This window comes from Hungatella hominis, from assembly GCF_014288005.1.
GTDB classification, from domain to species: domain Bacteria; phylum Bacillota; class Clostridia; order Lachnospirales; family Lachnospiraceae; genus Hungatella; species Hungatella effluvii.
Genome location: NZ_JACOPB010000007.1, coordinates 97,366 through 123,176, shown reverse-complemented (window position 1 = coordinate 123,176; position 25,811 = coordinate 97,366). Strand labels below are relative to the sequence as shown.

Here is a 25,811-nt window from a genome sequence, read left to right as displayed (position 1 = left end):
GTAATATACTTATATACTTTATGCAGGGAGGAAATTACAATATGAATCAGACTATACAGGAATTATATGAGCGAAAATCCGTTCGTGCCTACGAGGAACGGCCCATCGAACCGGAGAAGAAGGAGATGGTAATTCAGGCGGCGATCCAGGCTCCAAGCGCAGGCAATATGACACTTTACTCTATTATAGATGTGACGGACCAGAAGCTCAAAGACACGCTGGCGGTTACCTGTGACAACCAGCCATTTATTGCCAAAGCACCGATGGTGCTGGTATTCTGTGCCGATTACCGGAAATGGTACGACCTGTTTTTGCAGCATGAGGAGGAAGTCAGAAAGCCAGGCATGGGAGACTTTATGCTGGCCTCCTGCGACGCGCTGATCGCCGCCCAGAACGCGGTGGTGGCGGCATCTGCCCTGGGAATTGGATCCTGTTATATTGGAGATATTTTGGAGCGGTACGAGACGCACAGGGAGCTGCTTCATCTGCCGAAGTATGTGGTGCCTGCCGCCATGGTAGTGTTCGGCTACCCTACAAAGCAGCAGCAGGAACGCGAGAAACCGGTTCGTCTGCCGGAAGCGGCGGTGGTATCTGAGAATACATACCGCCAGATGAACGCAGCGGAGTATGCATCGGTTTTGTCTGACCGCCAGGGAAAGACAGAAGAAGAATTTGACCGCTGGCTGCGTGCATTCTGCAAGCGGAAATGGAATTCGGATTTCAGCGCGGAGATGAGCCGGTCCGTGGAAGTGATGATGAAGGCGTGGGCTGAGTAGGGAAGGAAAACATGAATATACTATATGAGGATGACCAGATCATTGTTGTGGAAAAGCCGGTGGGAATTGAGTCGCAGTCCAACCGGACCTTTGAGCCGGACATGGTCAGTGAAGTGAAGAAACATATCAACAGTTTGTCCCCAAAAAAGGGGGAACCATATGTGGGAGTTATCCACAGGCTGGATAAGCCGGTTGGTGGTATACTTGTTTTTGGAAAAACAAAAGAAGCTGCGGGGGCTTTAAGTAAGCAGGTTTCTGGGCATCAGATGGAGAAAAAGTATCTGGCTGTTATTTGTGGAAAACCTGTGGATAACTTTGGGACGTACGTGGATTATTTGTGGAAAGACGGGAAAAATAATATTTCTAAAATTGTGGATAAGGGGATAACCGATGCGAAGAGGGCGGAATTAAGCTACCTTGTCCTGGAGGAGCTGGAGGGAGAGGATGGCCCGCTCTGTCTCGTGGAAATCGATTTGAAGACAGGACGCCACCATCAGATCCGCGTTCAGTTTTCCGGACATGGAACTCCGCTTTTGGGTGATTTGAAATACAATCCGGCCGGACCGAAGGTGGCCGGCCAGAGAAACGTGGCTCTCTGCGCCTGGAAGCTTGCTTTTACTCATCCGGGGAATAAAAAGAAGATGGAGTTTACGGTAAAGCCGCAGGGGACGATATTTAATAAGTTTAAAACAATCACAAAAAAGTAAAGTAAAACGCATACATAACTATACCTCATTCTGGTAAAAATAGAAAAGACCGAGGAGGTGCTTATTCTATATGAAACAGAATGAAGGGAAAAAGGAAAGAAAATCACTGGTTTTCCGTTTCCTCAATACCGTAGAGCAAGTGGGCAACCGGCTGCCTCATCCGATTACTATGTTCGCAGCGCTTGCCCTTTTTATCGTCTTATTATCGGGAATCCTGGCTGCGGCGGGGATTTCGGCGGAAGGCGACGTGATAGACAGTACGACAATGGAAGTGACGACGCAGACTGTGTCGGTGGTCAGCCTGATGGACCGCGACGGTCTCGTATATATGCTGACTCATATGGTAACCAATTTTACGGAGTTTGCTCCGCTGGGCGTGGTTCTGGTGACTATGCTGGGCGTGGGCTGCGCAGAGGGCAGCGGATACTTGTCGGCGCTGCTGAAGAAGACGGTGTCGGTGACGCCTGCGAAGCTGGTTACGCCCATGTTAGTATTTCTCGGTGTCATGTCTAATGTGGCTTCGGACGTAGGGTATGTGGTGCTGATTCCATTGGGCGCAATGGTGTTTCTGGCATGCGGCCGCCATCCGATCGCCGGAATCGCCGCGGCGTTTGCCGGTGTGTCCGGCGGCTTCTCTGCCAATTTGCTGATCGGAACGCTGGATCCCATGCTGGCAGGTATCAGCTCCGAGGCGGCGCAGCTGGTCTCCCCCGGCTACGTTGTGGAGCCGTCCGCAAACTGGTATTTTATGATCGTGTCCACCTTTTTGATCGTGGCGCTGGGCAGTTGGGTGACGGACCGGATCGTGGAACCGCGTCTGGCTGGAAGCATAAAACAGACTTACGGGGAAGGAAGCGAAGGCGGCGCGGCCGTGTCTCTGACCAGTCGGGAGAGAAAGGCGCTCCGCCTCGCCAATATAAGCTTTCTTGTACTGGCCGCGGCGATCGCTCTGCTGGCATGGCCGCAGAATTCTTTTTTCAGGAACCCGGAGACGAAAAGTCTGATTTCCTCTTCTCCGTTTATGACGGGCCTGATCGTGCTGATCGCCCTGCTGTTCTTCGTGCCTTCCGTGGTTTACGGCCGTGTTTCCGGCGCGTACAAAAGCGAGAAGGATGTCTGCGCCCAGCTGGGAAGCAATATGGAGGCCATGGGCGGTTATATTGCGCTGTCATTTGCGGCGGCTCAGTTTATCAGTTACTTTAATTATACGAAGCTGGGGACGATCCTGGCGCTGAAGGGGGCAGATGTTCTGGGACATATCGGGGCGGGAGGGCCGGTTCTGATGGTGCTTTTTATTCTGCTGGCAGCGGTCATCAATCTGTTCATGGGGTCCGCCTCCGCCAAATGGACGATTCTGGCGCCGGTTTTCGTACCCATGTTTATGCTGCTGGGCTACTCGCCGGAGCTGGTCCAGGTGGCGTACCGCATTGGGGATTCTGCTACCAACCTGATTACGCCGCTGATGGCCTACTTTGCCATGGTGGTGGTCTTTGCTAAGAAGTATGATGACAATTCCGGGATCGGGACGCTGGTATCCACCATGCTTCCATACTGCATCTGTTTCCTGATCGGCTGGTCGCTGCTGCTCATCCTGTGGATGGGGGCCGGACTGCCTCTGGGACCGGGAGCAGGCCTGATGATTTCATAGGAAAATAAGAGAGAGCCGGACCTCGGCGCGCTGAAAGAAAAGCGCCGGGGTCCGGTTTCTTTTTCAAAGACCGCCGCCCCTTTGTGCATCTGCACAATCGCTGAATGAGAATTCAAATAAATGCATAAAGAACGCCTCAGCAAATTGACAAAGAAAATGGTTTGTTTTAAAATGACAACGTAGGACAAAATGAAACAGAACATAGGACAAAATAAAACGGAGAGAGGGTGGTTGAGATTCAAAAAGCAAATATGATGCAGATAGCCGAGCACTGCGGCGTGTCTTTGAAGACGGTATCCAGGGTATTAAATCATCCCGAGCAGGTGAGTCCGAAGACAAGAGATGCGGTGCGGAAATCAATGGAGCAGTGCGGCTTCCAGGTAAACCTTCTGGCCAAAGGTTTAAAACAGAACAGAACCAATATTATCATTGTTTTTCTGGACAAGCACAACGGCGATTATATGAACTTATGGAGAAGCGAGATGCTTAAGTATCTGTTCCGCTATGCCAGCGGTATCGGTTTAAAGATCATTGTGTCTCCATCCGACAGCCACGGTTTTCTGGAAGATGAGACGGATGGATTTTACCTGCTTTCCAGTGGTATCGCTGATGGCGCCATACTGCTGGAACATATGGCAAAAGATCAGAGAATCGAGTATTTGAAACGGACCGGAACTCCGTACGTAGTCCTCGGACAGCCGGAGGAACAGGATATACCGGCGGTCAGCCTTGACAACTTCGATGTGGGGTTAAAGGGAGGCGGATATTTAAAAGAGAAAGGCTTTAAAAAGATTTGTTACCTGACCAATGACGCGAATTTCTATTCTACGAAGCTGCGTGTCGGCGGCTTTTTAAAGGCAGTCCCGGAAGGCCGCGTCGTCTACGGCGTAAAAGACGCAAAGACCGCGTATGAAAGAACCAGGGAGCTGCTGCAGGAAGGGGCAGCAGACAGCATTTTCACAAATGGAGACAACCGGTTCCTGGGAATCTACAGGGCCGCAGCCGAGTGCGGATACAGAATCCCCCAGGATTTGGGAGTGTTGTCGGCAGACGATCTGGCCGTCAACGAGGAAGCATATCCGTCCCTGTCGTCTCTGGGTCAGGACTTTGAAGGTTTGGCGGAGAACTGCATCACCCTGCTCCAGTCCCTTCTTCAAAAGAAGCAGTGTCATGAGGCACTGATCCGCGAACAGATTTTTCTGCCCTCCACTATTAAGGAACGGGAATCGACCAGAATTACCGGCAGGGTCAGACCGGACAGCGCAGGGCAGACGGAGCCATGAATAGTAACAAGAAAATCAAAAAAGTATATATATAGAAGAGTTGGAGGAAGCATCATGAAGAAGCTTGTAGCTACGGCGCCGAGAGCAGCCGAATTAAAGGATTATGAGGACAGACCGATTCAGAGCAACGAAGTAAGAGTGAAGGTAGAGTTTGCCGCACCGAAGCATGGAACGGAGTTAGCCGATTTCAGAGGCACAACACCATTTATCGATGGAAAATTCGATAATGACTGGAAGGTATTTGTGGAGAGAGACGCAGATGAGCCGCGCGGAATTGAGTTCGGCGATCTTTCCATCGGCAATATGTTTGTCGGAACCATCATTGAGGCAGGCGCTGATGTTACGGAATATGCGGTAGGCGACAGAGTGTGTTCCTACGGACCGATCAGGGAGACAGAGATTGTCAATGCCGTGGACAACTATAAGCTGAGAAAGATGAGCAGGGAAGCTTCCGCGAAAAATGCCGTCTGCTACGATCCGGCACAGTTCGCATTGGGCGGAATCCGTGACGCCAATGTCCGCTCCGGTGACAATGTGGTCGTGATCGGACTGGGAGCCATCGGACAGCTGGCGGTACAGATGGCAAAGAAGTCAGGCGCCTCCATCGTGATTGCGGTGGACCCCATTGAAAAGAGAAGAGAGATTGCAGGAAAGTACGGCGCCGATTACTGCTTCGACCCGACTGCCTGTGACGTGGGATTAGAAATCAAACGCATTACCGGAAAGATGGGCGCGGATGCAATTCTGGAGACAAGCGGCAGCGTGCAGGCTCTTCAGTCCGCGTTAAAGGGGCTGGCATACGGCGGAACTATCGCCTATCTGGCATTTGCAAAGCCATTTCCGGCGGGGCTTTGGCTGGGACAGGAAGCTCATTACAATTACGGCAAGATCGTTTTCTCGAGAGCGTGCAGCGAACCGAATCCGGATTATCCGAGGTGGAACAGAAAGAGAATCGAGGATGTGGTCTGGGATATGCTGATGAGCGGATATTTAGACTGTTCTGAGATTATTGATCCGGTCGTGAAATTTGAGGATTCGGCAGAGGGAATCTGCACTTACATGGATAAGGAACAGGAAAAGAGTATAAAGATGGGCGTTACATTTGGAGGTGAAGAATGATGCTGCTTGGTACACAGGACAGGGATTTTTTTCCGCAGGACTTAACAGAAAAATTTAAATTTGTAAAATCAATCGGCTTTGAATGCTTCGAGATCGATGGAAAGGTGCTGATGGAAAAGCCGGACGAGATCAAACGGGCTGTCTGCGCTTCCGGCCTTCCGGTCTCCAGCGCCTGCGGCGGATACCGCGGTTGGATCGGCGATTTTATCGAGGAGAAGAGACTGAACGGCATTGCTGATTTGAAGGTGATCATCCGGAATTTAAAGGAAGTGGGAGGAACCGGCGTGGTGGTTCCTGCGGCCTGGGGCATGTTTACATACCGCCTTCCTCCGATGGTATCTCCGAGAAGCCGGGAAGGAGACAGAAAGGCAATTCTGGATTCTTTGAGCCAGCTTGAGGAGACGGCGAAGGAGTGCGGAATCTACATCTACTTAGAGCCGTTAAACCGGTATCAGGACCATATGTTAAATACGACGGAAGACGCAGTTTCCATCATCGACGAAGGAAAATTTGAGATGGTGAAGATTACGGGCGATTTCTATCATATGTCCATTGAGGAGGATGATATCTCCGAGACGCTGGAAAAATATAAGGATTATATTGGCCATATCCACATCGCGGAGAATCACAGATACCAGCCGGGTACGGGAAGCATTGATTTCAGACGCCATATGGAGACGTTAAAGAGGATTGGATACGACGGAGCGGTTGTGAATGAGGGAAGAATCCGCGGCGAAGATCCGCTGTCTGTCTATGTGGATTCCATTGCTTATATGAAGCAGTTTATGTAAATTATCTCATACATAATCAGCAATTGTCATACAGGGAGAAGGCCATGAGCAAACTTAAGGTAGCAGTTATCGGGTCCGGGCAAGTAGCCCGGACCTCCCATATCAATCATTATAAGAGCCTCCCGGACGTGGAGGTAAGCGCGGTCTGCGATGTGAATCCGGACGCGGCGAAAATGGCGGCCGATGAGTTTCAGATTCAATCCTGGTACACGGACGCCGGGACTATGCTTGAGGAGGTCCGTCCGGACGCGGTCAGCGTCTGTGTGCCGAACAAGTTTCACTGTGATATGACGTGTCTCTGTCTGGAACACGGCTGTCACGTCCTGTGTGAGAAGCCGCCGGCGATCACGGAGGAAGAAGCGGAGAAAATGCGGGATACCGCAAGGCGGTGCGGAAAGATCTTAACGTTTGGGTTTCATTTCCGCCATGCGGAAAAGATCGCCTTTCTGAAGCGAAAGATCGAAGCCGGTGAGATGGGAACTCTGTACGCTGGTGATGTGACCTGGCTCCGCCGAAGAGGGATTCCGGGATGGGGCAATTTCACAAACCCGGAGTTGCAGGGAGGCGGTCCGCTGATCGATATCGGCGCTCACATGCTGGATCTGGCCGCCTGTCTGCTGGACTACCCGGAAGTATCCTATGTCTGCGCCTCCTCCTCGGACCTGATCGGAAAACAGGGCGGAACGGGCTTCATGGGAAGCTGGGATGGCGCCAGATTCGGCGTGGAGGACGGCCTGTTCGGATTCATTCGATTTTCCAATGGCGGTTCCTTACATATAAGAACCTCATTTGCGGTCAATATCGCCGATAAGGAAGAGAGAAATGTCCGCCTGTACGGCAGCAAACGGGGAATCAGTGTGTTTCCCTTAGAAATCTACGGCGATGAGGACGGGCAGTCTGTGAACGCGGTCTATCCCTTTGATGAGACGAAGGACTGGCATTACGACTGCATCAGAAACTTTGTGGAGAGCTGCATGGGCCGGGCGGATATTCTTGTTACGCCGGATCAGGCCGTCTATGTGCAGAAGCTGATTACCGGTTTATACCGATCCGCAGGAACGGGAAGACCGGTCATATATGGGAATGGATATCTATGATCTATTACAAAATAGAGGAGAAGGAAAAGGGATTCCGTTTTTATGAGCCGGAACGGAATCCGGATTATAACAGAAAGACAGAAGCCGTTTTCGCACAGTGCAACGGCTTTCTGGGTATCCGGGCGTCTTTCGAGACGAAGCAGCTCGATGAGTCGAGGGGAACCTTTATCGGCGGTCTGTACCATAAGGCCGGTGTTCATGAGGTGACGGAGCTGGTAAACTGCCCCGATGTTACCGAATTCAGAATCCGTATTAATGGGGAGAACCTGCGGCTGGATTCCTGCTGTCTGACGGATTACGACCGCTCTCTGTATACAAGATACGGAGAGCTGGAGAGCCGGATCGAATGCGAAATGAAGGCGTCCGGTGGTGTCACGCTTACCTCCAGGAGATTCGCATCTGTGGACAATCGACGGCTGTTTTGCCATCAGCTGTCGGTCTCCTGTGAAAAAGGCGGTATTCTGGAGCTTTCCACCGGAATCAACGGGCAGATTACAAACAGCGGAGTGTCTCATTTCGACCATATGGAGGCCAGAGTATTTGAAAAAAAGCGGATGTTCCTGGAATGCGGATGCGACGATGGGCAGATACTATCTGTTATGACGGTATGCAGCACAGGCGAAAGCCGTGAGACGGCGGCCTTTCATCTGGAACGGAGAGGAATCTGTCAGGACTTCAAAAAGGAGCTTCGGCCGGGAGAGGTGTGGACAATCTGTAAGTATACGCTGTTTTATGTGGAAAACGGCGAAGAAGCTGCCGGAAAGACGGCTGGTCAGACCGTGACGGAGATGACGGACGTCCTGGAAGAAGCGCAGGAGGCTGGCTGGGGCGGGCTGAACCGCCGCCACAGAGAGGCATTTGACCGATTCTGGGATATGGCGGCAATTGAGATCACCGGGGCTTCGAAGGAAGAGCGGGCCGTCGTGGAATTCGCAGAGTATCATCTGGCGGGTATGGTTCCCTGGGACGGCTGTTCCTGCAGTGCGGCTGCAAAGGGACTGACCGGGGAAGGCTATAAGGGCCATGTCTTCTGGGATACGGAGATATTCATCATGCCATTTTTTATTTATATGTTTCCGGAGACAGCGAGGAATCTGCTGCTTTACCGGTACCATGGCCTTGCAGGAGCGCGGAAGAAGGCAGAAGAGTACGGATACTCCGGAGCCATGTATCCATGGGAGGCAGCGTCCTCCGGTGAGGAGGAAACGCCTCTTTACGCGGCAATCGATATCCATTCGGGAAAGGCCGCGAAGGTATGGTCGGGAATCAAGGAGCACCACGTGACCGCGGATATTATTCATGGGCTGATCTCTTACTATCAGGCGACCGGCGACCGGGAATTCATGGAGCAGTACGGATGCCGGATGATTCTGGAGACCGCTGTGTTCTGGCACAGCAGAGCCGTCTGGAACGAGGAAAAGGGCCGTCTCGAGATTCGTGATGTGATTGGACCGGATGAGTACACGGAGCATGTGGACAATAATGCATATACCAATTACATGGCTTACGAAAATGTAAAAGCGGCGGGAGATGTCCTGGCCTCCTGGAAAAACCCTCTGGCGGATTCCTACCAGGAGGAAGGATGGAGCGAGCGGTTTGAACATTTTCTTCGCTGCCTCTATCTGCCGGAGCCGAATGGTGAGAAGATCATTCCGCAGGATGATACCTTCCTCAGTAAAAAGAAGCTGCCGGACATTGAGAAATACAGGAATGCGGATGTGCGCCAGCTGATCTTGAAGGACTACAGCCGCAGCCAGGTAGTCAACATGCAGGTACTGAAACAGGCGGATGTGGTCATACTGCTGGAACTTCTGCCAGGCCGGTTTGACGCAGAAACTGTTAAGAAAAACGTGGAGTTTTACGAGGCACTGAACACTCACGATTCCTCCTTGAGCCTCTGTGCACACGCTGAGGCGGAGGCCGTGATTGGGGAAATGGACATGGCGATGAAATTTTTCCGTCAGGCGATGGAGATTGATCTCTGCGAGGGATATAAGGATTCTGCGGAAGGAATTCACGCCGCATCGCTGGGCGGGATCCTTAACTGCATCCTGAGGGGATTTGCAGGGATGAAAACGGATGGCGGAACGTATCGGTTTACTCCGCATCTGCCGGACCACTGGCAGTCCATGCGTTTTTCCTTTATGGATCATGGGAAGAAGAAAACGGCCGTGGTAACCAGAGAGGGGATGGAGATCACATGTACGAAAATTATCTGAACACAGAGAATGCGCAAAAGATTGCAGACGGGATTATGAAAATCATCCCCTGCAATATCAACATTACGGACACGGCCGGAGAGATCCTTGCAAGCGGTGACAAAAGCACGCTGGGAACGCTTCACAAGGGAGCGCTGACCGCGCTGAAGCGGAAGGAAGCCTATGTGATATACGAGAGCACTCCCACGGAACAGAAGGGAGTCAGCCTTCCGATTATCTATAACAACAGCATATTAGGCGTGATTGCGATTGGCGGGGACGTGGAAGAAGTGATGCCCATCGGGCAGATTTGTTTATCCATCGCGGTTCTGACCATTGAAAACCGTCTGTTGAGCGATATGTCCTCCATTAAGGAAAGCCGTCTGAAGGATTTTCTGTACGAATGGATCGGCTTAAGCAAGGAACAGTACGATGACACATTTTACGACCAGGCGGCGTATTTAGGCATCGATATGAAGATTCCGAGAACCGCTGTCGTCATAACCAGCAGCAGAATCCGCTACAGCATCATTGAAACCATAAAAAGCCATCTGGCGGCGGGAGAGTACATCGTGCGTCAGGGTATGGAGGAGGTCCTGATTCTGTTCCGGTCGGATAAAAGGCTGGAATCGCGTCTGGAGAAAATACTGGATATCAGCAAAGACCTGGAGAATTGTTATATCGGTGAATCCGATGTCATTGCCAGCAGAACCACAAACTCCGTCATGCAGACGTTTCACATAGCCAGGGTGCTGAATATCCGCAAACGGATTCTATGCTACCATGAGGTTTCACTGGAATGTCTTCTTAATAATATAGAAGTGACCAGGGAGCTGGAAGAGATCCTGAAGCTTCTGGAGGAGCGGGATGTGGACGGCGTCCTGAAGGAGACGATAACCGCTTACGTGGAAGACAACGATAACTATGCCCAGATCTGTGATAAGCTTCATATACACCGCAACACGTTAAACTATCGTCTGGCAAAGATTGAAGAGCTGCTGAACCGGAACCCGAGAAGGGCGAAGGATCTGATGATGCTCTATATCGCCGTGATTAAAATGGGCGGGGAAAAGTAGAAACGGCAATTGTGCAAATGCACAAAAGCGTGGCCCGGGTTTGGGCGCTGCCACATTGTAGTAAAAATGTTGGAATGTTATAATGTTATCATCAACAAATGGTAAAGGAGAGGGAACAATGAAAAAAAACTTAACGAAGAAATTAGCGGCACTTGGTCTTGCAGTGATAACGACGGCGAGCATGGCGGGATGCTCATCGAAGCCGGCTGAGACAAAGGCTCCCGAGACAACGACCGCGGCAGCTGGAGCAGAGAGCACGGAGGCGCCGGAGACGGAAGCAGCCAAGAAGGAAGCCGGCGGCTCGAATGTCTTAAAGGTTACCTACAGCGGCACTCCGGAAATTCATGAGAAGCAGTATTTAATGGATACCTTCTTCAAGAACTTCGAAGAGGAGAATAACTGTACCGTAGAAGTGGATTTTGTAGCTCAGGCGGACGCGGTGAAGAAGATCCAGTCGGAGCAGGAAGGCAAGAATTACATAACCGATATTATCTACGCTGACACAGCAAACATGGCGCCATACGTAAACGGCGGATGGATGCAGGATATTACAGAGCTGGTAAACAGCACAGGATCGACCTATACTCAGATGTTTGACAACACAACAAATAAAGACGGTGTCCGTTACTTCGCTCCGTTTACCTTTGATGTATACGTAACGTGTGCCAATAAGAAGGCCCTGGATTACCTTCCGGACGGACTGACAGAAGAAGATGTTGTTTCCGGTATCACATGGGAACAGTACGCAGACTGGGCGGTTGCGATAGCAGCCGGTGAAGGCGAAGGAAAGACCATGATGCCTGCCAACTTAACAAGCTCCCAGCTGTTATACCCGATGGGCGGCATGAGCCTGGCTTATGGCGGAGGTTTCCCGGAATTTACTTCTGACGGATTCAAGGAGGCGCTGGGGATTATCGCTAAGATCGCGGCAGGCAATGGATTCTACGCGGAGCAGGATCAGTACACCGCACCGACAGATCCGTTAAACAGCGGCGACGTATGGCTGACATTTGCACATATGGCACCTGTTGGTACAAGCTACAACGCAGCTCCCAACAACTATGTAATAGGCGCGGCTCCTAAGGGAAGCAAGGGCGCAGGTTCCACATCAGGCGCATGGTGCTACGGCATCGCTCAGGGAGCTCCGAATCAGGAACTGGCAGAGAAATTTATCAATTACATCGCAGATCCGGAAGTAAACTATGAATTCTGTTCCAACTACGGCGGATCCTTAAGCCCGATCGAAGAGGTTGGCGACATTCTGGAATCCAGCGACGTAGTGATGAGAGCCGGTATTGAAATGTTAAAGACCACGATTGTAACCGGTGTACCGGCAGCAGAGTATTCTGACTGGAACGCGGTAAAACTGCTTTACGGTGATATTTTTAACGATGTATTAAAGAATAAAGCGGTTCCTGGAGATGATTACCTTGCAGAAGAGCAGAGTAAGCTGGAAGCATTGAAGAACTAATTAATTATGCAAAGGCCCAGTGCTGTATTGTATAAGTTTTGGTGAATAGAGCGGTTGATATCTGCGTCAGGTGTGCGCCTGCGAAGCGACGGCGCAGCGGATCCTGCGTCTAGCTTTGCAGGCGTGCTCCAGGCGTAGATAGCGGCCGCTCTATTTGCCGGAACTTATGCAGCACAGTGCTGAAAAGCTGCGGTGTGGTAATACGATCTTCACCGGGCGTTTCCAGGCCTTTCTATTATACAGACAGGATTATCCTGCCTAAAGGAATGGGGGATATATTTGAACGAGAACGATTCAAAACAGACGACAAAGAAAGCAATATTCAGTAAAAAAAGCATTCCCTATCTGCTTCTGCTCCCGGCATTCCTCTTTTATGCAGTATTCTGGCTGCTGCCGGTGCTGTCGGGGGTAAAAGAGGTTTTTACTGATTTTGACGGCAATTTCACACTTCTTGGCAACTTTAAGCTGATGGCCCAGTCCGACTTAATTGGCCCGGCAATTTTTAACACCGCAACATTTGCAGCAGTCTCGGTTGTGCTTCAATATTTTCTGGCGCTTCTCTTAGCCGTACTCCTTTCGAGAAAGTTCAAAAGCTCCAAGCTTTTGATGTTCATTTCCATGATCCCCATGGCCATTACCCCGACCGCAGTAGCGATACTCTGGAAGACGGGACTGGTCAGAGATGGCTGGATCAACACCGTTCTGATCGGATTACACTTAATCGACAAGCCCATCGTGTTCATGGGGGCGGAGGGACTGTCCGCAGTCTTCCTGATTATCCTCATCGACACCTGGACTGTAACCCCTTCCGTCATGATTATCTTAATCGCAGGACTTCAGGGGGTACAGAGGGAGTTAAAAGAGGCGGCATACCTTTTTGGAGCCAACAAATGGCAGACCTTTAAGGACATCGTGATCCCGATCTTAAAGCCTTCCATTACCACGTCGATCATCATGAGACTGATCGCGGCCATTCAGGTGTGGTCGATCGCGGTTATGGTATTGGGATACAGCAAGGTTCCGTTCCTGGTGGAGCGAATCGCGTTCTATGTCGAAGCCGTACCCGGTGTCAACACGAGCCAGAAGCTGGCATTTACGCTCTCCTTCTTAACGACTCTGATCGTACTGTGTGCGACGGTTGTGTACTTGAAGGTATCGAAGGGCGCGGGAGCCGGTTCCCACGAAAAAGGCGGGAAACGCCTGGATAAAGCGAAGGAGGCAGCAAAATGATGGACAAACTGAATATCGTACAGAAAACCGTTATGGCCCTTATACTGGCGACCATGGTCCTCCTTGTGGCGGTTCCGCTTCTCGCATTTACAACGGTTGCATTTTCCAACTCCGTCGAAATGACGGAATTCCCCAAACGGCTCATCCCGAAACGCACAGTCACCGTCAAGGTGGCGCCGACTTCGGAGGGGGAATTCGAGATTTTCTATGACAGCGGAGAGGGATATGAATCTATTATCACGACGAAGAGAGCCTCCAAGCTGGAAGCACACTTTACCAGACAGTATGCGGTAACCGTGCCCGGCGAGGAGCTGGTCGAGGATTTTAAGCAGACTCTTACTAATGGCCCCATGGAGTTTACCTATAAGAAAGACTTATTCTATAATTTCAAGACATTTTTCAGTATCGTGCCAAACGCAGCCGGGGCGCTGAAAAACAGTATTATCGTTTCACTCTACACAATTCTGATTTCCCTGGGAATCGGCAGTCTGGCCGGGTTTGCCATGGCCAGGTTCCAGTTTAAGTTTAAGGAACAGATTAATGTATCGCTTTTAATCGTCCGCATGTTTCCGGTGGTGGGAATCAGTATTCCCATGGCAATGCTTTTGATTAAGTTCGGCCTCTTTGATACGAGAATCGGTCTGGCGCTTCTCTATTCCGTTCCCAATATCGCGCTGACGGCATGGATCACCAACAGTATCTTCATCGGAATCAACAAGGAGCTGGAAGAGGCGTCCATGATATTCGGGGCGGGCAGTGTGCAGACTTTTGCGAAGATTACTCTGCCGTTGGCCTTTCCGGCACTGGCGGCGAGCTCGATGTATTCGTTTTTAACAGCCTGGAATGATACCATTTCAGCCCTGATCCTGACCAATAAAAACCAGACGCTGTCCCTGGTTGTCTATAAGGCGATTGGAACCACCTCAAGCGGAATCCAGTACGCGGCGGCGGGAAGTATCGTGCTGATCCTTCCGGCACTGGTGTTTACATTCATTATCAGAAAATATATCGGTCAGATGTGGGGCGGAGTAGAACTATAGGAGGAAGCTTATGAGTTATTTGGAAATCAAGAATTTGCAGAAAAAATATACGAAAGATGGTCCACTGGTTGTTAATAATATGAATTTATCCATTGAGAAGGGAGAGTTCATCGTATTTCTGGGACCGTCCGGCTGCGGCAAGACGACCACCATCCGCATGATCTCGGGTCTGGAGGATATCAGCGGCGGTGAGATATTAATCGACGGGGAAGACGTAATCGGAAAGAAGCCGAAGGACCGCGGCGTATCCATGATATTCCAGAGCTACGCCATCTGGCCCCACATGACGGTATTTGACAATATCGCCTATCCCTTAAAGCTCCAGAAGGTGCCGAAGGATGAGATCAAAAAACGCGTGACGGCGGCAGCGGAAGCCACCGACATCGTAGGACTCTTAAATCGTTATCCGGCGCAGATGTCGGGCGGTCAGAGACAGAGGGTTGCCGTATCCAGGGCGATTGTTGTGAAGCCGAAGATTTTCCTGATGGACGAACCACTGTCCAACCTGGATGCAAAGCTCCGTGTGTCGATGAGAACCGAGCTGAAGAATATCCATATCCAGCAGAATTCCACCAGCATTTTCGTTACCCATGACCAGTCTGAGGCCATGAGCCTTGCAGACAGAATCGTCGTCATGTACAAGGGCAGGATCGAGCAGATCGGCACGCCCATGGAGGTATATCAGGACAGTGCGACCAGATTTGTCGCAGAGTTCATCGGCACGCCGCCGACCAATTTCTTTGTCACAAAGATCGAAAAGACGGCAGACGGCCTGATGGCTGTAAACGATGATATTCACTATCTGGTGCCGGATTCCTTAAAGGATGCACTTCTGCCGTACGCCGGCAAAGAGGTGGACTTAGGCGTGAGGCCGGAATACATCGATCTGTCATTCTCCATGGATCGGACAAAAGGTTACTTATGCGACACCGTCATCGATTTCGTGGAACCCCAGGGTTCCCATGCCATTCTGATCACAAAGATTGGCGGAAATGAAGTGAAGATTCACACCACCACCTACATGGAGATGGCGCCGAAGACTAACGTGGCATTAAACGTGAAGGACGACAAGGTGATGTTCTTTGACCGCGATACGTCTTGCAGGATTAAGTAGTAATCGGAATAAAGCAACAATCAGATAAGTAAGAAACCGTGCAGCGGTGGAAAGAGGATGCAACATGGATAAGATTCTGATCGCGGCATCAACCCATTGGGACCGTGAGTGGTACCGTACCTTTCAGGAGTTCCAGATCCGGCTCTGCGGGCTGATGAACCGGCTGCTCTCCCTTCTGGAACAGGATGAGGAGTTTCTGTGCTATACCTTTGACGGACAGTCGGTGGTTTTGGAGGATTACCTGGAGATCTATCCGGAAAACAGGGGGAGAATCGAGAAGCTGGCGGCGGAGGGGCGTCTCGTATTCGGGCCGCTCTATAATCTGCCGGATGAGTTCTTATCCGGAGGAGAGGCGCTGATCCGTAATTTCCTGTTGGGAGATGAGGTCTGCCGGTCGGTTGGAGGCAAGCTGAACGCGGGATATGTGCCGGATAATTTCGGTCATATTTCCCAGCTTCCGCAGATATTTAACGGCGTGGGAATCGATACGGCGTTCTTCTTCCGGGGCGTGGACCGGACGGAATACAAAGAAAAGGAATTCTGGTGGGAGTCTCCGGATGGGTCCCGCGTCCTTTGTGAATATATGATTCTGGGATACTGGAGTCTGAAGAGCTGGGGGAAAATGGGAAAGACCGTGGCTGAGCATTTTTACGATGCCTACCGCACGTTAAAGGAATCCAGCCGTTTAAATACCTTTCTGCTGATCAATGGTTCCGATCATCTCTACCAGGACCCGGATTTTACGGCTATGGTGAGAGACGTGAAGGAAATGTTTCCGGAGCTGGATATCAGAAATGGTTCCATTGCCGATTACGCGGAAATGGCGAAGGAAGCGGCGGGCGATTTCTGCGGCCTTAAAACGGTCAGAGGGGAGCTGCGGGATTTCCGGTACGGGCCGGATCCGACCGCGGTCACTTCCTGCCGGGGCCGGATCAAACGCCTTCTGTTTGCGGTTCAGTCGCAGGTGGAACGGTATGCAGAGCCGCTGGCCGTCCTGGCCTCTGCCTGTGGAGACGGATTTGACTATCCGGAAGGGCTCTTCGGAAAAATTTGGAGAAACATCTCCATATCTCTAGGACACGACGGAATCTCCGGCTGTTCTACCGACGAGGTGATGGACGATATCAAGTCCTATTTAACCCATGCGTTCCAGTCTTCCTCACGGATCAGCGAGATGGCGATGGAGGAGTTGACGGGACGGGAAGAGTACGGACAGGATTTTGGCGATGAGTCGTATCTGGCAGTCTTCAATCCCCATCCATTTTCCTATACGGGGATGACGGAACAGACGGTGCACTTGGAGAAGGCCGGAGGCTGGAAGGATTTCGTGCTTTACGGGGACAACGGCGAGGAGATTCCCTATGAAATTCTGGAACTTTCCGATGAGGTGATCACAAGGGAATACTTTTATAACAGCAAGGAGAAGGTTCCGAGAACGTGTGTGAAGCTCCTCTTTCCGGTAAAAGATATTCCGGCGCTTTCCATCCGGTATTTCCGGATTCAGAAGAGCCGTCTTCTGGAGAAGCGGTGTCAGGAATTCTACGTGCGGCGCCAGCCATCCGGGGCTAAGATTGAAAACCAGCGTTTTTCTGTCACCGTCAATGAAGATGCCAGTATCAATGTGCAGGACAAAAAGAACGGACAAATATACCGGGGACTGAACAGCTTCGTGGACAGAGGCGAGGCGGGGGATGAGTATCAGCACGTGTCTCCGCTTCTGGACGAACATGTTCTGGCAAGGCTGACGGGCGTATCCGTAATTCACAACAGCCCCCTGTCACAGAAGCTTAAGATAACGGCCGAACTGAACATACCGGACCGGGCGGACCGCGGATTTTTAAAGCGCTCCGCCGAGTATCGGGTGTGCCGGATCGTAACGCTCGTCTGTCTGACTGAGGGAACGGACCGGGTGGAATTTACGGTACAGATCGACAATCCCTGTCCGGATCACATCCTGTTCGCCAGATTCCCGGTGACATTAAAAAATCCGGTGGAATACTCAAACACAGGTTTTGAGGAGACAGTGCGGACAGGGGAAAGAAAGGACTTTGCACCGGAGCTTAAATCGACCCAGTCCCTGTTAAACCCGATGCGGGGATACGCAGGACTCAGGGGAAAAAAGGAAAGCGCCCCGCAGGGTACGGCGGCGGAATGTGACGGAAGCTTCCACGTGATAGGAAAAGGGCTTTATGAGTACCACACGAAGAAAAACGGAGAGACAGTGGACTTCTACATCACCCTGCTTCGGAGTACGAGTTACTTGTTTCACGGCCTTCCAGCCTCATGGCTGGATGGACAGGAGAGCACCACCCCCGTGGTGGAGACGAAGGGAGCCATGGAGCTGGGGGAGACCACTGTGGAATACGCGGTTCTGTTTGATGAAGAGAATCCGGCAAGGGAGGCAGAGAAATACTTATATCCTCTTTATGGAATAGATGTACCACGCCTTCCGGCAGAGAGAGGGGGCTGCGGATCCTTCTTAAGCTTTGACAACGAAAACATCCTGCTCAGCGCCCTTAAGAAGCACCGGACAATGGACGGAACGGTGGTGCGCTTCTATAACAGAAGCAGCCACGAGGAGGAACTGGTGATCCGCACCGGCCGGGAGATCGGCGAATGCCGGGCGTGCAGCCTTTTGGAGGAACTGGAAGGGGAAGTAAAGCACACGGCGGACACCATAACCTGTACGGTACCGGGAAATAAAATTATAACACTATATATCGCATGGAGATAGAATATGGACAGCATAAAAGAACACTTACAAAATTTATACCCGGACTGCTGGGAGGAACTGGAACAGCGGATAGGAGCACTGACGGAATCGTGGAAGCTTAAGATGGGGAGTACCTCCGGTGAGGCGCTATATCCATGGGTGAGTAAGGAAGATGTCATGCTGATTACGTACGGTGACGGAATCAGAAGAGAGGGGGAAGCGCCTCTCGCGACACTCCGCTCATTTCTGAGCGAGGAACTTTCCGATACGGTGACCGCGGTCCATTTACTTCCCATGTTCCCCTATACGTCGGACGACGGATTCTCAGTGACGGATTTTAAGGAGATCAATCCGGAGCTGGGAGACTGGGAAGATATCGGGAATCTGGGGAAACAGTACGATCTGATGTTTGACGCAGTGATCAATCACGTCTCTAAGTCGAGCCGGTACTTTAAAGAGTATGCGGCAGGAAATCCGCACTACCGGGGATTCTTCATCGAGGCGGATCCCGATGGGGACTACAGCACCGTGATCCGGCCCAGGACGCAGCCGCTGCTCACGAAGTTTGAAACTTCCATGGGGACGAAGTATCTGTGGACCACCTTCAGCGAGGACCAGCTGGATTTAAACTACAGGGATCCGGAAGTCTTAATGGAAATTCTCGATGTACTTCTGCTCTATGCGGCGAAGGGCGCGCGTTTTATCCGGTTTGACGCCATCGGCTTTGCCTGGAAGGAGCTGGGGACGACGTGCATGCATCTTCCGCAGACCCACGAGCTGATCAAGCTGATGAGGTGTGTCCTGGAGTCCTGCGCAAGGGGCTGCACAATTATAACAGAGACCAATGTGCCTCATAAGGAGAACATCAGCTACTTTGGCAGCGGCTATGATGAGGCCGGGCTGGTTTACCAGTTTCCGCTTCCTCCGCTGACCCTGTATTCCTACTTGAGCGGGAGCGCGGCGCATTTATCAGACTGGGCGGCGGGGCTGGAACCGACTACGGAAGCGACTTCCTACTTTAATTTCCTGGCATCTCACGACGGAATCGGCCTTCGCCCGGTGGAAGACATCTTAAGCGAGGGGGAACGGCGCCTCATGGTGGCAGAGGTCATGGAGCGCGGCGGAGAAGTCGGTTACCGATCCCTGGCCGACGGCAGTATGGTGCCGTATGAACTGAATATCAATTACCTGGACGCCATAGCCGGCAACGAGACGGATATGGGGAAAATGGTCCGCAAATTCCTTGGCTCCCAGTGTATTCTGCTTTCCGTCATGGGAATGCCTGCGATTTATTACCACAGCCTTCTGGGCTCCAGAAACTGTTATAAGGATTTCAAAGAATCAGGGATTAAGAGACGGATTAACAGGGAGAAACTTGACGCAGACCAGCTGAAGGCGGAACTCTCGGATCCGGAGTCCTTAAGAAGCCGGGTGCTGGCTGGATACAGGCAGATGTTAAAGATCCGGAAGCAGGAGGACGCGTTCTCGCCCAACAGTCCGCAGCAGGTTCTGAAGCTGGATAGAAAAGTGTTCGCGCTCTTGAGGGGAACGAAAGAAAATCAGATTCTGGTACTTATCAATGTATCGGATGATGTGGTAGAATTAGAGACAGGAATGGCGGGAAGCGGTCTGCTTTCCGGTAAATTGATGAATCAGGAGGTCACGCTGGAGCCATATGAATATCTGTGGATGAAGATTAACAGCTGACCAATATAAAAGAGGAGAAGCAGGGTATGGACAGAGATTACAGCTTTTTGGATTCCCTCGACAGGGGAATGTATTTTGATAAGAAAGAGTACGACGGAGCGCCCCTTTTAAGCTACGAAGAGGTAAAGGACAGGCTTCCTGTTCCTATCGTATCAAGCCATCCGGAATGGGTGGACTGCTACAATTATGCGATTCAGGTTTTATATACCAACGTACACCGTCCGACAGAGGGCAGCGGGTTTGTCAGCAATTTTGTGGACGCTGCATTTAACGATGATATATTCCTCTGGGACACGGTATTTATGACGCTGTTCTGCAATCTTCTTCATCCTTACGTTCCGGGAATCTGTTCCCTGGATAACTTTTACTGCAAACAGTTTGATGATGGGGAGATACCCAGAGAGATGGTGCGGGATACGGGAAAAGATTTTCTCCTGTGGGTCAACGCCTTTGACAGCCCGCTGTACTCCTATTTCCAGAATCACTACGGCTTCCGTACCTTGAGAGAACTGGGAAAGCTGCCGTATGAGGACATGTACAAGCCGAATATGGGCCGCATCATCGAGAAGAAGCCGTATCTGACCCTGGACAATCTAAACCATCCCCTTCTCGCCTTCGCGGAATGGGAGAGCTACTGCCATACGAGAGACGCGGCGCGTCTTCACATGGTATTTGAGCCGCTCTACCACTATCATGAGGCGATGAAGTACCATCTGCGCCATCAGAACGGCTTGTACGTTACGGACTGGGCGAGTATGGATAACTCACCGAGAAATAAGCATCTGGGGCTCGCGGTAGATACCAGCAGTGAGATGGCCATGTTTGCAGGCAATCTGATTGACATCATGGATGTCCTGGTAAAACGGGGATACGAGGTGCCGGATTACGATAAGCGGCGTGAAGGCCTCGTGAAGGACCGCATGGTTCTGATCGAGAAAATCAATCACTATATGTGGAACGAACAGGACGGATTTTACTACGATATGACATTTGGCGAGCGCCAGACCAGAATCAAGACGATCGCGGGCTTCTTCCCGCTGGTGTCTGGCGTGGCAGATGAGAAGCAGGGAAAACGTCTCATCGAATGGCTGGAGGACAAGGAGACCTTTAACCGCGTACACCGGATTCCGGTTGTGGCTGCGGACGAAGAGGGATACGATCCAAGAGGCGGATACTGGAGAGGCTCCGTGTGGGCTCCGACCAATGCCCTCGTCACCTGCGGACTGGAGAAGCACGGATTCCATAAGCTGGCCAAGGACATCGCCATCAACCATCTGGACGTGATCGCAAAAGTCTATGAGCAGACAGGAACTATCTGGGAGAACTATCCGCCGGATGAGATATCCAGCGGGGATGCAGACAACAAGGATTTCGTGGGCTGGTCCGGCCTCGCTCCGATTCTCTATCTGATCCAGTACGCCGCAGGCCTGTCCCTCGACAGGAATGAGACGGAAACGACGGTCCGTTGGGAGATAGCCGAGCATCTTGTGCGGGGAGGCGTTCTTGGCTGCAAGCAGTACTGGTTTGCAGGAAAGACAGCTGATTTTGAGGCCGCAGACGCAGGCGGGTCCCTTGAGGTGAGTATTCATACGGAGGACTGCTTCAAGCTGAATCTGATCTATCAGGGCGCACAGCATTCGATTATGGTGCAGGGGGACATGAAACTGACATTTTAAATCCTGACTTGTATGACTTATGAGGTAAGATATTTTTATGAAGACAATGGCGATTTACGGCGACAGTATTTCTACGGGAACACACGGGGAGGGCGGCTATGAAGCCATGCTGAAAAGCAGCCTCTCCCTGGAAAAGGTTTATAATTTTGCCGTCGGCTCCAGCGGACTGACGCGGAAGACACCCGTCGGCATGCTGGAGGTACTCGATAAGAATCCGGTTCCGGAAGACGCAGATCTGTTTCTTATCTGGCATGGCAGCAATGACTGGTACTGGGGAAGCGGGCTGGAAGAGTTTTCCCATGGGATAAAGGAAGCTGTAAACAGGCTGCGCGCCGCGGCTCCCACTGCGGAACTGGTTTGGGTGACTCCGATCTACCGGTTTGAGTGCCCGGATGGCATGACGCAGGCGGGAGAGGCTTACGAACTGCCCAACAAAAACGGACACACCATGCTTGATTACTGCGAGGAGCTGGAGCGCTCCAGTAAGCGGCTGGGCTTCCCGCTCATCGACATGCGGCGGCTGTGCGGAATTCATCGCGATAATGCCGGTATATACCTGGAAGACCGGGTTCATCCCAACCGGGCGGGCTACCAGAGGATTGGCGCGGTCCTGAACCGGGAGATTCAGAGATTTTGTATATATTAAACGTTTCAGCTTGACATTTCCCCCAAAATCTGTATTAATAGTTTTAGAGACTTGGGGGTGATTGAATGGCAACCATAAAGGAAATTGCAAAGGCATGCAATGTTTCCGTGGCAACGGTATCAAATATATTGAATGATAAGCCCGGGGCCAGCGCGGCGACCAGGAAAAACGTGTTGGCTATGATTGAGAAGATGAATTACACGCCAAACGTGGTGGCCAAAAATCTGAAGCTGCAGAAAACGAGAAGCATCGGCGTGATCGCCGAGGATATGACCATATTCAGCATTCCGGATATCATAGATGGAATTACGGAACAGTGCGAACAGGTGGATTATCAGATTCTTCTGATCAATTTAAGGCTTTATAAAAAGTATAATGACACCTACTACAGCAAGGATGACTACTACGAGGTGGTACGCCGCGAGATCAAAAAGCTGATGCAGAAGCAGGTGGAAGGAATCATCTATGTAGCGGCCCATGAGCGGCCGATCTTATGCATACCGGACAACCTTCCCATACCGGCGGTGATGGCCTACGGCTACTCCAGGACGCCGAAGGTGCCCTCTGTCGTGGTGGACGACTGCCACGGCGCATACGAGATCACGAAATACTTAATCGAGAACGGCCATACGAGAATCGGCGTGATCATGGGAAAATCGGACAGTATCCACGCGCAGTCCCGGCTGGTGGGATACCAGGAGGCGCTGTTTGACAGCGGAATCCTCTATTCCCCGGGGTTCGTGACCGAGGGAGACTGGAACAGGGAATCAGGCTATGAGGGCATTACGAAGCTTCTTGCAAAGGACATCACGGCGGTATTCTGCATGAACGACCTGATGGCGGGCGGCGTCTACGACAGGCTGGCGGAGTTAGGCATGGCGGTGGGCGAGGATCTGTCCGTGGTGGGCTACGATAACCGGGAGCTGTCCAGTTATTATAATCCGCCGCTGACGACCATTGACCTGCCGCTTCACGATATCGGCTACCGGGCCAGCGAAATCATGATTGAGATGCTGGAAGGCAGGGAGATCAGCGAAGAGGACTCCGTCTGCGCAGTGGAGTGTACCAGGCGGATTCGGAAGTCGGTGAAGGATATATCCGGAAAGAATATGTCTTAGAAGAATGTACCAGAATAGAATCCATCAGATAAGAATACTCCAGGAAAGAATTCATCAGAAAAGAATTCATCAGAAAAGATTCCGGAGTGACAACGAGAGGAAGTACGATCTGCTAACCGAGAGATATCGGACATGCAGACTGTACTTCCTTTTTTGCAGCCATAGGAAAATCCTATACTTGTAGTCAAAATGCCCTATATGAAACGATTAATAAAATGGAAAAATTGCGCAAAAGTACTTTACAAGGCAATTTTATTGTGATATTATCTAACATATAAAACAAAAAGATGAAATGAAAGTATAAAAAAAGCATATCTAATGCATAAATGATAAGAAAAAACCAATAAAAACATGCCATACGTTAAAAATGGTATTTTTTTTAAACATTTATGTTAATCGTTTAATATAACGAGAAAGGAGGAAACGCTAAGATGTTTCAGGAAATACCGCTGAGAAATACGAAAATTACCGATGAATTCTGGAAACCTTCCATTGATCTCGTGAGAGAAAGCATTATCCCGTATCAGTGGGAAATATTAAACGATTTAGTAAAGGACGCGGAGCCGAGCCACTGCCTGCACAATTTTAAAGTGGCTGCAAGGGAAGAAGAAGGAGACTTCATGGGAGCCGTGTTCCAGGATACGGACGTGGCGAAATGGCTGGAAGCCGTGGCGTATACGCTGGAGGCTTTTCACGATGAGGAGCTGGAGCGGCTGGCCGATGAGACGATCGCACTGATCGGGAGAGCCCAGCAGGAAGACGGTTATCTGGATACATACTTTATTATAAAGGAACCGGAGGGACGGTTTAAAAATCTCCAGGAGGGGCACGAACTCTACACCGCGGGCCATATGATAGAAGCCGCTGTTGCCTACTATCAGGCCACCGGGAAGGATAAATTTTTAAAGATTGTCTGTAAAACGGCTGATCTGCTCTGCGATACCTTCGGGCCGGAGGCGGATCAGATTCACGGATATCCCGGCCACCAGGAGATCGAACTGGCACTGGTGCGTCTTTACCGCGTGACCGGCAGACGGCAGTATCTGGAGCTTGCGAAGTATTTTATCGATATCCGGGGCGTGGGAGCGAATTATTTTCTGGAGGAGCAGAAGAGGAGAGGCGGCAGGGGAATCTTTCCTGAGTTCTCCGGATATGACCCGGCCTATTCTCAGTCCCATATGCCGGTGCGGGATCAGAAGACGGCGGAGGGGCACGCAGTCAGAGCCGTCTATATGTACTGTGCCATGGCTGATCTGGCGTTGGAATACGGGGACGAAGCCCTGATGGATGCCTGTAAGACTCTCTGGGACAATATGACCAGAAAGAGAATGTACCTGACAGGAGGAATCGGTTCCTCCGGCATTCTGGAGCGGTTCACAACCGATTACGACCTGCCGAACGACCGGAATTACTCCGAGACGTGCGCGTCCATCGGCCTGGCTCTCTTCGGAAGCCGCATGGCGAGAATCACAAAGGACGCTTCCTATATGGAGATCGTAGAGCTGGAGCTTTACAACAATATCCTGGCGGGAATCGCCATGGACGGAAAGAGCTTCTTCTACGTTAATCCCCTGGAGGTGTGGCCGGACAACTGCATGAACCGGACTTCCATGGAACATGTCAAGCCGGTGCGCCAGAAATGGTTCGGCGTTGCCTGCTGTCCGCCTAACATTGCGAGAACGTTAGCAAGCCTGGGCCACTATATCGCATTTCGAGAAGGAAAACGAGTTTATGTAAACTTATATGTAAGCGCCGTAATCGATGGAATCCCTGGTTCTCTTAAAATCGAGAGTCAGATGCCCTGGAAAGGCCGGTGTGAGATTACACGAGGCGGAGATGGCGGGAAGGAGATGGAGCTGGCGCTCCGGATTCCCGCATACGCGGAAGGATTTGCAATAACGGGACGTGACGGCAGACCGGTCCGGTGGCATGAGGAGACGGGGTACGCCGTGCTGGATGAGGACAGCGGCCATGATCCGGTCACTCTTACCTGGAATATGCCGGCCGCCTATGTGTGGGCCAATCCCATGGTACGGGCGGACGCGGGAAAAGTGGCCGTTAAGAAAGGGCCTGTCGTGTACTGTCTGGAAGAAACGGACAACGGCGCGAATCTGGCCGGAGTCTTTGCAGATACTTCCCAGCCGCCGGCTGAGACCTGGGAACCGGATCTTTTAGGCGGCGTGGTGAGCGTTTCCATTCACGGCAAACGGCTGGCCGCAGGAGCGCCGCAGGAGAAGACGCTGTACGCCGCAGAACGGCCGCAGTTAGAAGATGTTTTGCTGAAGGCAGTTCCATACGCCAGGTGGTGCAACCGCACGCCGGGTGAGATGACCGTATGGATGAAGGAACTATACCATGTGTGATGCAGGCGAATAAGCCTGATCAGAATAAATGATTCAGA

At 51.3% G+C, this 25,811-nt stretch carries 19 protein-coding genes; all 19 read left to right on the top strand.

Annotated features, from left to right (window positions below; genetic code table 11):
* Window positions 1–41: 41 nt before the first annotated feature.
* The 19 genes from H8S75_RS16615 to H8S75_RS16525 all read left to right on the top strand — a co-directional run bounded on the left by H8S75_RS16615 (window position 42) and on the right by H8S75_RS16525 (window position 25,773).
* On the top strand, window positions 42–776 hold the full coding sequence (locus H8S75_RS16615; protein WP_187022596.1) for a nitroreductase family protein: 735 nt from the start codon (window positions 42–44) through the stop codon (window positions 774–776).
* Between the two features lie 11 nt (window positions 777–787).
* Window positions 788–1,483 carry an RluA family pseudouridine synthase gene (locus H8S75_RS16610; RefSeq protein ID WP_187022595.1) on the top strand — a complete coding sequence of 232 codons (696 nt, stop codon included), beginning with the start codon at window positions 788–790 and terminating at the stop codon, window positions 1,481–1,483.
* Window positions 1,484–1,553: 70 nt separating this feature from the next.
* Window positions 1,554–3,131, top strand: a complete 1,578-nt coding sequence (locus tag H8S75_RS16605) for an AbgT family transporter (RefSeq protein ID WP_187022594.1) — start codon at window positions 1,554–1,556, stop codon at window positions 3,129–3,131.
* Between the two features lie 227 nt (window positions 3,132–3,358).
* Window positions 3,359–4,414 (top strand): LacI family DNA-binding transcriptional regulator, encoded by a 1,056-nt coding sequence (locus tag H8S75_RS16600; RefSeq protein ID WP_187022593.1) that lies wholly within the window; start codon window positions 3,359–3,361, stop codon window positions 4,412–4,414.
* Window positions 4,415–4,468: 54 nt separating this feature from the next.
* Window positions 4,469–5,533, top strand: a complete 1,065-nt coding sequence (locus H8S75_RS16595; RefSeq protein ID WP_187022592.1) for a zinc-dependent alcohol dehydrogenase — start codon at window positions 4,469–4,471, stop codon at window positions 5,531–5,533.
* Window positions 5,530–6,324, top strand: a complete 795-nt coding sequence (locus tag H8S75_RS16590; RefSeq protein WP_243270296.1) for a sugar phosphate isomerase/epimerase family protein — start codon at window positions 5,530–5,532, stop codon at window positions 6,322–6,324. Before H8S75_RS16595 ends, H8S75_RS16590 begins: the two co-directional genes overlap by 4 nt.
* Window positions 6,325–6,368: 44 nt before the next feature.
* Window positions 6,369–7,421, top strand: a complete 1,053-nt coding sequence (locus H8S75_RS16585) for a Gfo/Idh/MocA family protein (protein WP_187022591.1) — start codon at window positions 6,369–6,371, stop codon at window positions 7,419–7,421.
* Complete coding sequence (locus tag H8S75_RS16580) at window positions 7,418–9,640, top strand: glycosyl hydrolase family 65 domain-containing protein (RefSeq protein WP_187022590.1); 2,223 nt, start codon at window positions 7,418–7,420, stop codon at window positions 9,638–9,640. The genes H8S75_RS16585 and H8S75_RS16580 overlap by 4 nt, the downstream gene beginning before the upstream one ends.
* The gene (locus H8S75_RS16575; protein WP_187022589.1) at window positions 9,622–10,695 is read left to right on the top strand and encodes a CdaR family transcriptional regulator; all 1,074 of its coding nucleotides are present in this window, start codon (window positions 9,622–9,624) and stop codon (window positions 10,693–10,695) included. The genes H8S75_RS16580 and H8S75_RS16575 overlap by 19 nt, the downstream gene beginning before the upstream one ends.
* A 118-nt stretch (window positions 10,696–10,813) precedes the next feature.
* Window positions 10,814–12,166, top strand: coding sequence for an ABC transporter substrate-binding protein (locus tag H8S75_RS16570; RefSeq protein ID WP_243270295.1), 1,353 nt, complete (start codon window positions 10,814–10,816; stop codon window positions 12,164–12,166).
* A gap of 279 nt (window positions 12,167–12,445) precedes the next feature.
* Entirely contained in the window at window positions 12,446–13,396 is a 951-nt protein-coding gene (locus H8S75_RS16565; protein WP_187022587.1) for a carbohydrate ABC transporter permease, read from the top strand.
* Window positions 13,393–14,436 (top strand): carbohydrate ABC transporter permease, encoded by a 1,044-nt coding sequence (locus H8S75_RS16560; protein ID WP_187022586.1) that lies wholly within the window; start codon window positions 13,393–13,395, stop codon window positions 14,434–14,436. The genes H8S75_RS16565 and H8S75_RS16560 overlap by 4 nt, the downstream gene beginning before the upstream one ends.
* Before the next feature lie 10 nt (window positions 14,437–14,446).
* Window positions 14,447–15,550 (top strand): ABC transporter ATP-binding protein, encoded by a 1,104-nt coding sequence (locus tag H8S75_RS16555; RefSeq protein WP_117621121.1) that lies wholly within the window; start codon window positions 14,447–14,449, stop codon window positions 15,548–15,550.
* A 64-nt stretch (window positions 15,551–15,614) separates the two neighbouring features.
* Entirely contained in the window at window positions 15,615–18,284 is a 2,670-nt protein-coding gene (locus H8S75_RS16550; protein ID WP_187022585.1) for a glycoside hydrolase family 38 N-terminal domain-containing protein, read from the top strand.
* Between the two features lie 3 nt (window positions 18,285–18,287).
* Complete coding sequence (locus tag H8S75_RS16545) at window positions 18,288–19,970, top strand: alpha-amylase family glycosyl hydrolase (protein WP_187022584.1); 1,683 nt, start codon at window positions 18,288–18,290, stop codon at window positions 19,968–19,970.
* Window positions 19,971–19,996: 26 nt separating this feature from the next.
* Window positions 19,997–21,646, top strand: coding sequence for an MGH1-like glycoside hydrolase domain-containing protein (locus H8S75_RS16540; RefSeq protein WP_187022583.1), 1,650 nt, complete (start codon window positions 19,997–19,999; stop codon window positions 21,644–21,646).
* Between the two features lie 37 nt (window positions 21,647–21,683).
* Complete coding sequence (locus H8S75_RS16535; RefSeq protein ID WP_187022582.1) at window positions 21,684–22,292, top strand: SGNH/GDSL hydrolase family protein; 609 nt, start codon at window positions 21,684–21,686, stop codon at window positions 22,290–22,292.
* Window positions 22,293–22,357: 65 nt separating this feature from the next.
* Window positions 22,358–23,410, top strand: a complete 1,053-nt coding sequence (locus H8S75_RS16530; protein WP_187022581.1) for a LacI family DNA-binding transcriptional regulator — start codon at window positions 22,358–22,360, stop codon at window positions 23,408–23,410.
* A gap of 431 nt (window positions 23,411–23,841) precedes the next feature.
* Window positions 23,842–25,773 (top strand): glycoside hydrolase family 127 protein, encoded by a 1,932-nt coding sequence (locus H8S75_RS16525; protein WP_187022580.1) that lies wholly within the window; start codon window positions 23,842–23,844, stop codon window positions 25,771–25,773.
* Window positions 25,774–25,811 lie beyond the last annotated feature (38 nt).

Bases quoted from the DNA above. Each gene is read 5' to 3' on its own strand.
- H8S75_RS16615 (WP_187022596.1), top strand. From the start codon at position 42: ATGAATCAGACTATACAGGAATTATATGAGCGAAAATCCGTTCGTGCC.
- H8S75_RS16610 (WP_187022595.1), top strand. From the start codon at position 788: ATGAATATACTATATGAGGATGACCAGATCATTGTTGTGGAAAAGCCG.
- H8S75_RS16605 (WP_187022594.1), top strand. From the start codon at position 1,554: ATGAAACAGAATGAAGGGAAAAAGGAAAGAAAATCACTGGTTTTCCGT.
- H8S75_RS16595 (WP_187022592.1), top strand. From the start codon at position 4,469: ATGAAGAAGCTTGTAGCTACGGCGCCGAGAGCAGCCGAATTAAAGGAT.
- H8S75_RS16590 (WP_243270296.1), top strand. From the start codon at position 5,530: ATGATGCTGCTTGGTACACAGGACAGGGATTTTTTTCCGCAGGACTTA.
- H8S75_RS16585 (WP_187022591.1), top strand. From the start codon at position 6,369: ATGAGCAAACTTAAGGTAGCAGTTATCGGGTCCGGGCAAGTAGCCCGG.
- H8S75_RS16580 (WP_187022590.1), top strand. From the start codon at position 7,418: ATGATCTATTACAAAATAGAGGAGAAGGAAAAGGGATTCCGTTTTTAT.
- H8S75_RS16575 (WP_187022589.1), top strand. From the start codon at position 9,622: ATGTACGAAAATTATCTGAACACAGAGAATGCGCAAAAGATTGCAGAC.
- H8S75_RS16570 (WP_243270295.1), top strand. From the start codon at position 10,814: ATGAAAAAAAACTTAACGAAGAAATTAGCGGCACTTGGTCTTGCAGTG.
- H8S75_RS16560 (WP_187022586.1), top strand. From the start codon at position 13,393: ATGATGGACAAACTGAATATCGTACAGAAAACCGTTATGGCCCTTATA.
- H8S75_RS16555 (WP_117621121.1), top strand. From the start codon at position 14,447: ATGAGTTATTTGGAAATCAAGAATTTGCAGAAAAAATATACGAAAGAT.
- H8S75_RS16550 (WP_187022585.1), top strand. From the start codon at position 15,615: ATGGATAAGATTCTGATCGCGGCATCAACCCATTGGGACCGTGAGTGG.
- H8S75_RS16545 (WP_187022584.1), top strand. From the start codon at position 18,288: ATGGACAGCATAAAAGAACACTTACAAAATTTATACCCGGACTGCTGG.
- H8S75_RS16540 (WP_187022583.1), top strand. From the start codon at position 19,997: ATGGACAGAGATTACAGCTTTTTGGATTCCCTCGACAGGGGAATGTAT.
- H8S75_RS16535 (WP_187022582.1), top strand. From the start codon at position 21,684: ATGAAGACAATGGCGATTTACGGCGACAGTATTTCTACGGGAACACAC.
- H8S75_RS16530 (WP_187022581.1), top strand. From the start codon at position 22,358: ATGGCAACCATAAAGGAAATTGCAAAGGCATGCAATGTTTCCGTGGCA.
- H8S75_RS16525 (WP_187022580.1), top strand. From the start codon at position 23,842: ATGTTTCAGGAAATACCGCTGAGAAATACGAAAATTACCGATGAATTC.